The organism is Streptomyces sp. NPDC104226, from assembly GCF_055584085.1.
The window spans coordinates 237,747-250,035 of the sequence record NZ_JBVJMS010000003.1; the positions used below are offsets into that span (position 1 = coordinate 237,747).

Genomic DNA, 12,289 nt, shown 5'->3' on the forward strand with positions numbered 1-12,289 from the left:
TGCCTCAGGCCGGCACCGGCAAGGTCACCTCGAACCGGCATCCTCCGGGTACGTTCCGTACCGCCGCCCGTCCCGCGTGCGCCTCCACGATGCCCCGTACGATCGCCAGCCCCAGCCCGGCCCCCGCCGGAGGCGCCGGCACCGAGGCCACCCCTGCCGGAGGCGTCCGCGCCGGAGTGCCCCGCCAGCCCGTGTCGAAGACCCGCGGCAGGTCCTCCGCGGGGATCCCGCCGCAGCCGTCCGTCACGGAGACGACCACCGCTCCCCCGTCCTCGCGCACGGAGGCCGCGATCGCCACCGTGCCGTCGGCGGGCGTGTGCCGGATCGCGTTGATCAGCAGGTTGGCCAGGACCCGGGTCATCTCCTTGCCGTCCACCTCCACCGGCACCCGGTCCACCGCCGCGCCGTCGAGCAGCACCCCGCGCTCCCGCGCCAGCGGATGCACCCCGGACAGCGCGTCGCCGACCAGGTCGTAGACGGACATCCGGCTCGGGCTCAGCGCCAGCGCCCCGGCATGGATGCGGGACAGTTCGAAGAGGTCCCCGACCATCGAGTTCAGCCGGTCCACCTCGGTGCGGATCTGCCGGTGGTAGCGCGCCGGATCCTCCGCCATGCCGTCCTCCAGCGCCTCGGACATCGCCCTCAGGCCCGCCAGCGGGGTCCGCAGGTCGTGCGAGATCCAGGCCACGAGCTCCCGCCGTGAGGTTTCGAGCGCACGCTCCCGCTCCCGGGACACCGTCAGCTTCTCGCTGGTCGCCGCCAACTCCCTTGACAGCGAAGCCAGTTCCGCCGTCGCCAGTCCGGGTGGCGCAGCGAAACTGCCGCCGTCACCGAAGTCCCTTGCCGCCAGGGACAGTTCCCGGCTGCGGGCCACCACCCACCGCCCCAGCAGCAGGGCCACGGCCAGGGAGACCACCGCCGCCATCGCCAGGACCAGGGTGACCACCCCGAGGTCGTGCCGGGAGAGGAACATCGCCTGGGCCACGGCGAGCGTCCCGGCCAGCATCGCGGTGACCGTCACGGCCGCGATCACCGTCAGGGACACGGCGACCGAACGGTGCCGCACCAGCCTCAGCACGAGCGCGCCGAGCGCCCCCGCGCACACGGCCCCGCCGAACGCGAACAGCGCGATGAGCAGGACGTCCTTCATGCCGCGGCCCCCTCGTGCGGCCCGCCCGGTTCGAAGCGGTACCCGACGCCCCAGACCGTCTGGATCAGCCGCGGCCGCCCCGGGTCCTCCTCCACCTTGGCGCGCAGGCGGCGTACGTGCACCGTCACCGTCGACAGGTCGCCGAAGTCCCAGCCCCACACCTCGCGCATCAGCTCCTCCCGCCCGTGCGCCTGCCCGGGGTGTCTCAGGAAGTGCGCGAGCAGGTCGAACTCCCGGACGGTGAGCGCGAGTTCGCGCCCGTCCTTCGCGGCCCGGTGCGTGGTCGGATCGAGGGTGATCCCGGCGGCCGCGAGCCGGGCCCCGCCCCCGCCGGACCCCGGGGCCGGGGCGGCTCCGGCCGCCGCGGCGCGCCGCAGCACGGAGGAGACCCGCAGGACCAGCTCGCGCGGGCTGAACGGCTTCGTCACGTAGTCGTCGGCGCCCCGTTCCAGTCCCGCGATCCGGTCGTCCTCGTCGCCCCGCGCGGTCAGCATGATCACGGGTACCGGACCCGCCGTACGGAGCCTGCGGCACACCTCCAGCCCGTCCAGACCCGGCAGCATGAGGTCCAGTACGACCAGGTCCGGCCGGAACGCGGCGGCCCGGGCGAGCGCCGCCGGGCCGTCCGCGACGCTCTCCACCGCATAGCCGGCGCGCCTCAGGTAGCCGGTGACGACCTCCGCCACCGTCGGGTCGTCGTCGACGACCAGGATCCGCGCGGGCACCGGCTCCGCACCGCCGCCACCACCGCTCACGCCGTCACCCCTGCTGCCGCTCACGCCGTCACCGCTCATACCGTCCAGCCTCCCACCCGCGGGCGCGGGCCCCGACCCCGGAGCGCGTCCACGGGGGCGACGTCCGCGTTTCGTAAGGAGTCCACGCCCCTTTTGCCGGGCCGCGGTTCCTACGGTGACACCGTGAGCGAAACCGTGACGGTAGACGTCGTACTCCCCTGTCTCAACGAGGCCGGAGCCCTGCCCTGGGTCCTCGCGCGCATCCCCGAGGGCTGGCGGGCCCTGGTCGTGGACAACGGTTCCACCGACGGCTCTGCCGAGCTCGCGCGGGCCCTCGGCGCCACCGTGGTCACCGAGTCCCGGCGCGGATTCGGCGCCGCCTGCCACGCCGGGCTGCTCGCCGCCGAGGCGGACCTCGTCTGCTTCTGCGACTGCGACGCCTCGCTGGACCCCGGCCTGCTGACCGGCTTCGCGGCCTCCGTCGCCGCGGGCGAGGCCGATCTGGTGCTCGGCCGCCGTCGTCCGCAGGGCCGCGGCGCCTGGCCCGCGCACGCCCGGGCCGGGAACCTGGCGCTGGCCCGGCTGCTGCGCAGGCGGACCGGACTGCGGCTGCGCGATCTGGGCCCGATGCGGGCCGCGCGCCGGGAGGCCCTGCTCGGGCTGGACCTGTCGGACCGGCGCTCCGGCTACCCGCTGCAGATGGTGGTCCGGGCCGCGGACGCGGGCTGGCGGATCCGGGAGGTGGACGTGCCGTACCTGCCGCGCTCGGGGAAGTCGAAGGTGACGGGCACCTGGCGGGGCACCTGGCAGGCGGTGCGCGACATGAGCCGGGTCCTGGCGCAGCCCGCCGCGCCGGCCGACGGCCGGGCCGGTGCGGGCGCGGCCTCCGGCGGTGGGCGATGAGCACGACCACCCTGCTGGTGATCGCGAAGGAGCCGGTCCCGGGCCGGGTCAAGACCCGCCTCACCCCGCCGTTCACCCCGGCCGAGGCGGCCTCGCTGGCCGAGGCCGCGCTCGCCGACACCCTCGCCGCCGTGGCCGCCTCCCCCGCCCGGCGCCGGATCCTGGTCCTGGAGGGACGGCCCGGCCCGTGGCTGCCGCCCGGCTTCGAGGTGCTCCCGCAGTGCACCGGAAGCCTGGACCTGCGGCTCGCCGCCGCCTTCGGGGCCTGCGACGGGCCCACCCTGCTGATCGGCATGGACACCCCGCAGGTCACGCCGGAGCTGCTGGACGTCGACTGGTCGGACTACCGGGCCTGGTTCGGGCCCGCCGCCGACGGCGGGTTCTGGGCACTCGGACTGGCCGTCCCGGACCCCGCCCTGCTGCGCGGAGTGCCGATGTCGGTCCCCGAGACGGGCGCGGTCCAGTACGAGCGACTGCGCGCGGCCGGGCTGCGCACCGGCCGGCTGCCCGTCCTGCGGGACGTCGACACCGCCGGGGACGCCCGGCTGGTCGCCGCCGAGGCCCCGGCGGGCGCCTTCGCCGCGCGGCTGGCGGAGCTCACCCGGCCGGTCCTGCGATGACCACGCTCACCTCGGGCGGGCCCCGGGGCGGCGGTCCGGGCGCCGCCTGGTCGGCCGATCCGTACACGGTGGCCCTGCGCAGCGGCCGGGGGCCGCTCTACCTGCGGCGGGGCGACGGGTGGCTGCTCCCGCTGGACGTGGAGCGCTGGTGCGAGGCTCCGGACGGCGCCGACCGGACGGTGCTGGACCACTGCCGGGGCACCGTCCTCGACATCGGCTGCGGCCCCGGCCGGCTGGTCTGCGCGCTCGCCGCCCGCGGACACCGGGCCCTGGGCATCGACGTCAGCCCGGAGGCCGTGGCCAGGACCGCCCGCTCGGGCGCCGCCGCCCTGCACCGGTCGGTCTTCGACCCCCTTCCCGGCGAGGGCCGTTGGGACACGGGGCTGCTCATCGACGGGAACATCGGCATCGGCGGCGACCCCGCCGCACTGCTGCGCCGGACGGCCGAGGTACTCGCGGTGACCGGCTCGCTGATCGTGGAGTGCGCTCAGGCGGAGGGCGGGGCCGACGTGGACGAACGCTGCGAGGTCCGGGTGGCCGACGGCCGCGGCGGCCTCGGGGCACCGTTCGCCTGGGCCCGCGTCGGCCCGGCGGCCCTGGCCCGGCACGCGGCGGCCGCGGACTGGGTGCCGACGGGCCGGTGGACGGCGGCGGGCCGGGCCTTCACCCTGCTGACGCGCGGGGCCGCGGCCGCTCGGACCGCGGTCCCGTAGGCGGCAGACCGTACGGGCCGTCGTCCGTGCGGTCAGCCATCCGTGCGGACGACGGCTGGTGCGGTCAGCCGTCCGTGCAGGGAGTCGTCAGTGCAGGCCGCCGTACGCGGCCATGACGATCTCCATGCCGCGGTCGTCCTGCTGCCGCTCCCGGTCGATCATCTGGTTCATGACGTAGGCCACCGTCATCCGGGCGTCGGGATCGCTCACGACGAGCGAACCTCCCCAGCCGCCCCAGCCGAAGGTGTTGCCGAACTTCCCGAATCCGGACGTCCAGGACATCGGCGTCCCCAGCACCCGGTCGGTGCCGCCGAACACCTCCTGCCAGGCGGGCTCGCACCCCTGCGCGGAGAGCAGCCTCACCCCGCCGGCCGTTCCCCCGTTCGCCAGGACCGACTGGACCAGGGCGACGGAGCGGGCGTTGCCGTAGCCGTTCACCGCGGGGATCTGCGCGCGGCGCCAGGCCGGAGCGTTGACGTCCCGGACCCGGACGACGGCGCCGGTGTTCTCCCGGGGTGCGCCGTCCGGGCCGGTCGGCGCACTGGCGGTGTAGTCCTCGGTCAGGGACGGCGGCGGGATCAGCGGTGCGAGGCGGTGGTCGTGCTCCGCGGGGAGCCCGAGGTGGAAGTCCGCTCCCAGCGGCCCGGCCACTTCCTCCGCGAAGAACGCACCGACACCGCGGCCGGTGACGCGGCGGACGAGCTCGCCCACGAGGAACCCGAAGGTGAGCGCGTGATAGCCGGCGGCCGTCCCCGGTTCCCATGCGGGCGCCTGCGCGGCCAGCCCGGCCGTCACCGCCCCCCAGTCGTAGAGCTCCTCGACCGACCGCGGCCCGGGCAGGTCCGGCAGCCCCGCCGTGTGCGACAGCACGTGCCGCACCAGCACGCCCTCCTTGCCCGCGGCGGCGAACTCGGGCCAGTAGGCGGCGACCGGCGCCGACAGGTCGAGCAGGCCCCGGTCGGCCAGGATCAGCGCGCACAGGGCCGTCATGTTCTTGGTCGTCGAGTTCACGCAGGCGAGGGTGGAGCGCTCCCAGCCGACGCGGCGGTCCGCATCGGCGTACCCGCCCCAGAGGTCGACCACCGGCTCGCCGTCGAGGTAGACGGCCGCCGAGGCGCCCACGTCCTCCTTGGCGAGCAGCCCCGCGAGCGCCTCGCGGACCGCACCGAACCGCGGCTCGCAATATCCCTTAATGTCGTTCATGGGGGTAAGCCTCGGGCAGCGCCGCGTCGTGCCGCCCGACAATTCCCGCACGGGATGTGTCGGGTGGGAACGGTGGGAACGGAAGGACGGACGGCGTGCTGGAGCGGCTGAACCAGGCGTTGGAGCACCTGGAGTCCCGCCTCGACCAGGACATCGACATGGCCGAGGTGGCCCGGATCGCCGCCGTCTCGGAGTACCACTTCCGGCGGCTGTTCTCCGCGCTCGCGGGGATGCCGCTCCCGGTCTACGTACGGCGCCGGCGGATGACCCTCGCCGGGGCCGAGGTGCTGGCCGGGGAGCAGACGCTGCTCGACGTCGCGGTGCGGTACGGGTACGGCTCGGGCGAGGCGTTCGCCCGGGCGTTCCGGTCGGTGCACGGCATCGGGCCGGGCGAGGCCCGGCGCACGGGCGCGGTCCTGACGGCGCAGCCGCGCATGTCCTTCCGCGTCGTCGTCGAGGGAAGCACGGCCATGCGGTACCGGATCGTGGAGAAGGAGTCGTTCCGGGTCCTCGGCAGGAAGGCCCGGGTGTCCCTCGTCCACGACGGGACCAATGCGGCCGCCACGGCCCATGTGGAGGGCCTGGACGAGCGGGCGGTCGTACGGATGAAGGAGCTGGCCAGCCTGGAGCCGGAGGGGGTCCTGTCGGCGGTGGTGCACCTGACCGACAGCCGGGAGGAGGGCGCCGAGGTCGACTACTGGGTCGGCGTGGTGACCGGCCCCGGGACGAGCGCCGAGGAGCTCGACGCCCTCGACGTACCGGCCGGGACCTGGGCGGTCTTCGACAACCACGGGCCCTACCCGAGCGCCCTCCAGGAGCTGTGGCGCGACGTGTTCACCCAGTGGTTCCCCTCGAACCCGTACACGAGCCGGCCGGGTCCGGAGCTCCTGCGGACGCGGCCGGTGGAGATCGGCGCGGAGACCGGCTCCCAGTTGTGGATCCCGGTCGAGCGGGGCGGCGCCTGACCCCGCGCCGGGCTGCCCGTCACCCCGCCGGCCCGTCACCCCGCGGGGCGCGGCGGGAGGTCCGGGACCGTGGGCGCCGCCACCGGCCGGCGACCGCCGTCGCCCCGGCGGCCACCGCCACCGCGGCGAGCACCAGGAGCAGGTTGCGCCCGTACGGCAGCGGCAGGGCCGACGGGTTCGGCGGCGCCCCCGGTCGCAGCAGCAGCGGCAGGGTGACCAGGACGAGCGCGCCCGCCGTCAGCAGGGCTCCCCGTACGAGGCCCCGCGCGGGCACGGCGGCGACCGCGAGGCCGGCCGCCAGGACGAGGGGCGCGATGATCCCGTCGTGCAGGACGAGCGCCCCGCCCATCCACACCAGCACGTCGAGGGGGTCGGGCAGGTCCGCCAGCAGCCGTCCGCCGATCGCGATCAGCAGCAGCCCGGCACCGCCCAGGAGCAGCCGCACGCCCTTCACAGCACCTCCAGCAGGGTGACCCATTTGGTCTGCAGGACTCCGGGCCGGTTGGGCGCGATGACGCGCGCCGGGTAGCCGTGGTCGGCGGTCAGGACCTGGCCGTTCAGTTCCAGTGCGAGCAGGGTCAGCGGGTCCTCGGCGTACTCGAGGCCCATGTCCGTCACCCGGTACGCGCCGCCCGTCTCCAGCGAGGTGACCCTCAGCCCGGCCCCTGCCGGGGCGCCGGCCCGTGCCATCAGGTCGCGGATCCGCACTCCGCTCCAGCGCGCTTCCACGCTCCAGCCCTCCACGCACGCGATCGGCAGCCGCGCCTGCGCCCGGGGCAGGGCGCGGAGCTGATCGAGCGTCAGGGTGTAGGGGGTGGGACCCCGCACCTCCAGCCGCCAGTCCCGGACCGCCCGTTCGGTGACGCCGGCCGCCGCGGCCGTGCGGTTGACCGGGAGCCCCTGCGGTCCGTGGTCGGGGTGCCGGGGTGCGAGCAGGTCGAGCCGCTTCAGCGGGGTGAAGGACTGCCCGACGGTGACGAGGGTGACGGCTCCGACGGCCGCGCCGACGCCGAGCATCAGGGAGCGCCGGTCCGGGTCGTCCCGGGAGGGGAGCCGTAGCGTTCCGGGGGAACGGCGGCTCCAATGGGCCCTGATCTCGGGCGCCTTGACGGCGATGTGGAGGAGCAGCGATCCGGTCACCACCCAGGCGAGTGCGAAGTGCGTCTGGATGAAACCGAACGGCCAGGGGTACCACTCGGCGATGTTGAGGAGTCCGGTGAAGACCTGGAGGACGGCGGAGGCCACGAGCACCGCCACCGACAGCCGCTCCAGGCCGTGCCGGACACCGCGCACCGGGGGCCACACGAAGAGCCTCGGGTACACCGTCCACAGTTTCGCCAGGAGCAGCACGATCGCCGCGAGCCCGGCGGCGATGTGCAGGCCCTGACTGACCCGGTAGCCCCAGACCGGGCGGCTGGGCAGCGAGTCCGCGGCCCAGCCGGGCGGATGCTGGAGGTAGTGGCTGATCAGGCCGGTCAGGAAGCAGACGGCGAAGGCGGCGCCGAGCCGGCGGCCGAGGGAGGTGGCGGTGCGGGCGTCGTGCAGGCGGCCGCCGAAGGAAGGCGGCCGGAAGGGGAAGCGGGAGGCGGGCTCCGGCGGAGGCGGGGGCGGGGTCGGAGGCGGGGACGCCGCAGGAGGCGGGGGCTGGGGTCCGGTCGGGGGTGGGGGTGGGGGCGGAGTCATGCCCTCCATGAGAGCGCCGCCGGGCCCCGCGCGGGCGGCCCGACACCTTACGAAACGCGGACGCCGGGCCCGGTCGCCCGCCCGCCGGCACCCCGCGCTGCCAGGCTGGCCTGCATGGACCACCCCCGCGCCCGGACCCTCCTCACCGTGCTGCTGCTCGCCGCGCTGACCGCCGTCCTCCTGCCCGCCGTGCGCGAGGAGGGCTACTTCGCCGACCCGGCGCGGCTCACCTGGTGGTACGCGGCCGCCTGGACGCTGTTCGGTGCGGCCGCCTGGTCGCTGCGGCGGGTGCCGCAGCGGTACGTGGTCACCCTCGTGCTGGCGGGTGCGCTGGCCGTCTGCGCGGCGGGGCTCGCCGGGCCGCCGCTGACCAGCACCGATTCCTTCCGCTACGCCTGGGACGGGCGGGTGCAGGCCGCCGGGATCTCCCCGTACGACCACGCCCCCGCCGATCCGGCCCTGCGCGCCCTGCGCGACGACTGGCTGTTCCCGCGCGGCGCGGCCGCCTGCGCCGGGCCCGACCGGGTGGGCATCGAGCCGGGGGTGTGCACCCGCATCAACCGGCCCGCCGTCCACACCGTCTACCCACCCGTCGCGGAGGGGTACTTCGGGCTGGTCCACGCCCTGTCCCCGGCGGGCGTGCGGCACAAGGCCCTGCAGACCGGAGGAGCCCTGCTGGCGCTCGCCGTCACCGGGGCGCTGCTGCTGGTGCAGCGCCGCCGGGGCGCGCAGCCGCGTACCGCCGCGTACTGGGCCTGGTGTCCGGCGGTGGCGGTGGAGGCGGTGAACAACGCGCACGTCGACGTGCTCGCCGTCCTGTTGTCGGTGGCGGCGCTGGGGGTGGTGGTGCGCCGACGCTCCCTCGGCGGGGCCCTGTTCGGGCTGGCGATCGCGGCGAAGCTGCTGCCCGCGGTGCTGCTGCCGGGTGCGCTGGCCGGCGTACGGCGGTGGCGGGACGCGGCGGCGCTGCTGCTGCCCGCGGCCGCGGTGGTGGGCCTGGCGTACCTGCCGTACGTGCTGGTCTCCCGCGCCTCGGTGTTCGGCTACCTGGGCGGCTACGCCGAGGAGGAGGGGTACGAGGACCCGGGTGCGGGCGGTCGCTACGCGCTGCTGCGCCTCGTGCTCCCGGATTCCTGGGCGGTGCCCGCGGTCGCGGTGGGGATGCTGGCGGTGACGGCGTACGTCTGGCGGCGCGGGGATCCCGAACGGCCATGGAGCGCGGCCTTGTTGGTGACGGGAACGGCGTTCCTGCTGATGACCCCGGGGTACTCCTGGTACGCGCTGCTGCTGATCGCGCTGGTGGCGCTGGACGGCCGCGCCGAGTGGCTGGGGGTGGCGGTCGCGGGGGCGGCGGCGTACGTGTCGGTACGCGCGCTGGGCGGGGCGACGATCCCGGTGGCGTACGGGCTGGCGGGCGCGGCCGTGCTCGTGGGGTGGGCGCTGCGGCGGCGGGCGGCGGCCCGGGGAGGGAGGGGAGGTGCCCCCGGGCCGCCGCCGCACGCTCCTCGGAGCGGTCAGCCGATGTGGAAGGGGTCCCCGTAGACCTTCCAGTCCAGGGGGGTGTTGAGGTTGAGGTTGCCCTTCTTGAGCCACACCCGCTGGGCCGTGTCGACGCGGCTGGTGTCGCTGTGCGCCTCCTCCTGCTTCATCGCCCAGACCCGGGCGTCGAGGAAGGCGTTGAGCCAGGTGGTCTCGTTGCCTCCCTGGGCCGGGGGCTTGGCCTTGGTGAGGGCGCGCTTGCGGATGTTGCGGAAGCTGGTGGAGTCGCCGCCGTCGCCGTGCATGACGATGGCGTCGTAGTAGGTGAACTGCCCGAGCACGCCGACCCCGTCGGCCTTGCCCTGCTTCACGGCCGGGTTGAAGTAGACCCGGTCGCGCTCGTGGTCCTGGGCCTTCTTGAAGTCGGAGTCGGAGGCCGCCTTCACCCAGTCCTTGGTGAAGTTGGGGTCGAGGCCGGCGTGCGAATCGCTGCCGTCGACCTTCCGCAGGGCGGGGAGGTACTTGGCGAGCACGTTGCCCGGCTTGATCTGCGTGTAGTACTCGACGAGTTCGAGCATGTCGTGGGTGCCGGAACAGAAGCCGATGATGCCGGCCGTGTAGCCGCGGCCGTCGTCTATGTCCTCGATGTACTTGTACTGCGCCTTCCAGTTCAGCGAGGAGTTCTCGGCGCTGGAGACGATCTGCATGGCGATGTCCTTCTTCACCGGGTCGTCGAGTCCGACGGCGGCGGCCGACACCTGCACGGAGGCCGGTGCCGTGGCGGGGGCGGCGGCCGTCGCGTGGGCGGTGACGGGCACGGCGAGAAGGGCGGCGCCGAGCAGGCTACTTACGGCCAGTCGCTTGTGGTGGGGGGTGAACACAGTGCCTCCATACGGGAGTTGATGCTCGGGCGACTTCGTTAGGAAACTTTACTACCAGAAGTCCTACGACCTCAAGAGCCCGGCACGCCCCACCCGGCCGGACGGGGTACGACACACCCCCCCCTGGCATATGAGAGGCTGCTCGGGGCATGCTTACGCAGATGCGGCCGATTTCGGCTGCTGGAATCTCAGATGCGCGATCAACGGCGCCGACCACGACGCAGGAACGCGAGCACTACGCAGGAAAGGGGAGGCGCCGATGGCCGTCCTCGTCATCGGAGACGCACCCACCGCCGCCATCGAGGCGGCCGGGCTGCGGATCCACCCGTGCCGGACCGGCGCCGACGACCCCCTGCCGACCACCCTCACCGGGATCGACGCGCTGATCCTCTCCCCCGGCGCCACCCCTGCCGCCCTCCCCCTCGTCGGGCCGGCGCTCGCCGCCGAAGTGCCCGTCCTCGCCCTGGGCGAGGGAGCCCGGCTGCTCACGGAGGCGGCGGGCAGGGACGGCACCGGCGGCGGCAGCACCGATCCGCTGCTCGGCGACGGCTCCGCGCCGCACGGGTTCCGGGTCGGCGCCAGCGCCTGGGGGCTCCCCGTCCCCGACGAGGCCGACTGCGAACTGCTGCGCCGCTTCGCCGAGCTGGTCGCCGGGCGGGCCGAGACCACCGCCACCCGCGCCTTCTTCACGCCCCGGGCCGCCGCCTGGGAGGAGCGCTTCGCCTACCAGACACCGGCGTACGAAGCCGCCGTCGCCCGGATGCGGCTGCGCCCCGGGCAGCGCGCGCTCGACCTGGGCTGCGGCAGCGGCCGCGCCCTGCCCGCGCTGCGCTCCCTGGTCGGAGCCACCGGCACCGTGATCGGCGTGGACGTCACGCACGCCATGCTCGACGCCGCCGCCCGCGCGGGCCACGGCGGCCCGGCGCGGCTGCTGCTCGCCGACTGCGGGCGGCTCCCGCTGCCGGCCGGCGCCGTCCACGGCATCTTCGCCGCCGGGCTCCTGGACCACCTGCCACATCCGGACGCCGCCCTGCGCGAGTGGGCCCGCGTCACGGCCCCCGGCGGGGAACTGCTGCTCTTCCACCCCTCCGGGCGGGCGGAGCGCGCGGCCCGCCACGGGCGCGCCGTCAGCCCCGACGACCCGCTGGCCGAGCCGAACCTCCGCCCGGCCCTCGAAGCGGCGGGCTGGCACGTGGCCACGTACGAGGACGCTCCCACCCATTTCCTGACCCGCGCCACCCGCTGACGGGCGGGGCTCCGGTCAGGCTCCGGGCCGGACGGCGGGGCGGGCCGCCAGACGGGCCTCGAGGCCCCGCTTCGCCTCCGGCCACTCCGGGCGGGTGAGGGAGTACACCGCCGTATCGCGGATCCAGCCGTCCCGCATGACCATGTGGTGCCGCAGTACGCCCTCGTGCTGCGCGCCGAGCCGGGTGATCGCGGCCCGCGACCTCGCGTTCCGCACGTCCGTCAGCAGCTCGACCCGGTTCATGCCCATGGCCTCGAAGGCGTGCGTCAGCATCAGCAGCTTCGCCTCGGCGTTCGCTCCGCTGCCCTGCCGGGACGCGGCCAGGAAGGTCCAGCCGATCTCCAGCCGCCGGTTCGCGGTGTTGATCACCATCAGCCGGGTGGAGCCGATGACCCGGCCCGTCTCCGCGTCCACCGTCGCGTACGGGATCTGCGTGCCCGCGCCCGCGCCGCGACCGCTTCCTCGATGAAGCCCCGGACGTCGTTCGGGTGCGGGACGATCGTCACCGCGAGCTCCCAGAGACTGCCGTCGCGGACCGCCTCGCACAGCCCGTCGTGGTGCCGCAGGTCGAGCGGCTCCAGCCGCACCCGCTCCCCGGCCAGTACCGCCGTCGCCACCGCGCCGTCCACCGCCGCCTGCTGCATGCCCGACCTGCCGTTTCTCGTGTTGCGCGCCGCCCTCGGGGACCCTACCGGGCACAACCCGCCTTCCT

14 protein-coding genes are annotated in these 12,289 nt (G+C 75.2%); 6 read left to right on the plus strand and 8 right to left on the minus strand.

From position 1 onward, the window contains the following. Positions 1–4: 4 nt before the first annotated feature. Together ACZ60J_RS10990 and ACZ60J_RS10995 are read right to left on the minus strand one after the other, a co-directional pair. Positions 5–1,150: a sensor histidine kinase gene (locus ACZ60J_RS10990; protein WP_469680669.1), complete on the minus strand. Its 1,146-nt coding sequence runs from the start codon at positions 1,148–1,150 to the stop codon at positions 5–7. After that, a complete protein-coding gene (locus ACZ60J_RS10995) occupies positions 1,147–1,944 on the minus strand; it encodes a response regulator (RefSeq protein ID WP_469680671.1) in 798 nt (265 codons plus the stop codon). The genes ACZ60J_RS10990 and ACZ60J_RS10995 overlap by 4 nt, the downstream gene beginning before the upstream one ends. Before the next feature lie 123 nt (positions 1,945–2,067). Here ACZ60J_RS10995 and ACZ60J_RS11000 point away from each other — a divergent pair, with 123 nt between their 5' ends. From ACZ60J_RS11000 to ACZ60J_RS11010, 3 genes are read left to right on the plus strand one after another with little or no spacing between them, the layout of a single operon-like run. Next, positions 2,068–2,787: a glycosyltransferase family 2 protein gene (locus tag ACZ60J_RS11000; protein WP_469680673.1), complete on the plus strand. Its 720-nt coding sequence runs from the start codon at positions 2,068–2,070 to the stop codon at positions 2,785–2,787. After that, positions 2,784–3,407, plus strand: a complete 624-nt coding sequence (locus tag ACZ60J_RS11005) for a TIGR04282 family arsenosugar biosynthesis glycosyltransferase (RefSeq protein ID WP_469680674.1) — start codon at positions 2,784–2,786, stop codon at positions 3,405–3,407. Before ACZ60J_RS11000 ends, ACZ60J_RS11005 begins: the two co-directional genes overlap by 4 nt. Next, positions 3,404–4,120, plus strand: coding sequence for a class I SAM-dependent methyltransferase (locus tag ACZ60J_RS11010; RefSeq protein ID WP_469680676.1), 717 nt, complete (start codon positions 3,404–3,406; stop codon positions 4,118–4,120). The genes ACZ60J_RS11005 and ACZ60J_RS11010 overlap by 4 nt, the downstream gene beginning before the upstream one ends. 87 nt (positions 4,121–4,207) lie before the next feature. On the opposite strand, the gene ACZ60J_RS11015 is transcribed toward ACZ60J_RS11010, so the two are convergent. Further along, entirely contained in the window at positions 4,208–5,323 is a 1,116-nt protein-coding gene (locus ACZ60J_RS11015) for a serine hydrolase domain-containing protein (protein ID WP_469680678.1), read from the minus strand. Between the two features lie 95 nt (positions 5,324–5,418). Here ACZ60J_RS11015 and ACZ60J_RS11020 point away from each other — a divergent pair, with 95 nt between their 5' ends. After that, on the plus strand, positions 5,419–6,288 hold the full coding sequence (locus ACZ60J_RS11020; RefSeq protein WP_469680680.1) for an AraC family transcriptional regulator: 870 nt from the start codon (positions 5,419–5,421) through the stop codon (positions 6,286–6,288). A gap of 19 nt (positions 6,289–6,307) precedes the next feature. Here the strand turns inward: ACZ60J_RS11020 and ACZ60J_RS11025 are convergent, their stop codons facing one another. Further along, a complete protein-coding gene (locus ACZ60J_RS11025; RefSeq protein WP_469680682.1) occupies positions 6,308–6,742 on the minus strand; it encodes a hypothetical protein in 435 nt (144 codons plus the stop codon). Next, a complete protein-coding gene (locus ACZ60J_RS11030; protein WP_469680684.1) occupies positions 6,739–7,971 on the minus strand; it encodes a molybdopterin-dependent oxidoreductase in 1,233 nt (410 codons plus the stop codon). Before ACZ60J_RS11030 ends, ACZ60J_RS11025 begins: the two co-directional genes overlap by 4 nt. A gap of 114 nt (positions 7,972–8,085) precedes the next feature. Between ACZ60J_RS11030 and ACZ60J_RS11035 the strand changes: the two genes are divergently transcribed. Further along, the gene (locus ACZ60J_RS11035) at positions 8,086–9,513 is read left to right on the plus strand and encodes a glycosyltransferase family 87 protein (RefSeq protein ID WP_469680685.1); all 1,428 of its coding nucleotides are present in this window, start codon (positions 8,086–8,088) and stop codon (positions 9,511–9,513) included. Here ACZ60J_RS11035 and ACZ60J_RS11040 read toward each other — a convergent pair. Continuing rightward, the gene (locus tag ACZ60J_RS11040) at positions 9,486–10,331 is read right to left on the minus strand and encodes a chitosanase (RefSeq protein ID WP_469680687.1); all 846 of its coding nucleotides are present in this window, start codon (positions 10,329–10,331) and stop codon (positions 9,486–9,488) included. The two genes, ACZ60J_RS11035 and ACZ60J_RS11040, sit on opposite strands and share 28 nt — an antisense overlap. Before the next feature lie 259 nt (positions 10,332–10,590). Between ACZ60J_RS11040 and ACZ60J_RS11045 the strand changes: the two genes are divergently transcribed. Then, positions 10,591–11,577 (plus strand): class I SAM-dependent methyltransferase, encoded by a 987-nt coding sequence (locus ACZ60J_RS11045; RefSeq protein ID WP_469680688.1) that lies wholly within the window; start codon positions 10,591–10,593, stop codon positions 11,575–11,577. Positions 11,578–11,592: 15 nt separating this feature from the next. On the opposite strand, the gene ACZ60J_RS11050 is transcribed toward ACZ60J_RS11045, so the two are convergent. Further along, entirely contained in the window at positions 11,593–11,991 is a 399-nt protein-coding gene (locus ACZ60J_RS11050; protein WP_469680690.1) for a GNAT family N-acetyltransferase, read from the minus strand. Then, on the minus strand, positions 11,949–12,221 hold the full coding sequence (locus ACZ60J_RS11055) for a hypothetical protein (RefSeq protein ID WP_469680692.1): 273 nt from the start codon (positions 12,219–12,221) through the stop codon (positions 11,949–11,951). The genes ACZ60J_RS11050 and ACZ60J_RS11055 overlap by 43 nt, the downstream gene beginning before the upstream one ends. Positions 12,222–12,289 lie beyond the last annotated feature (68 nt).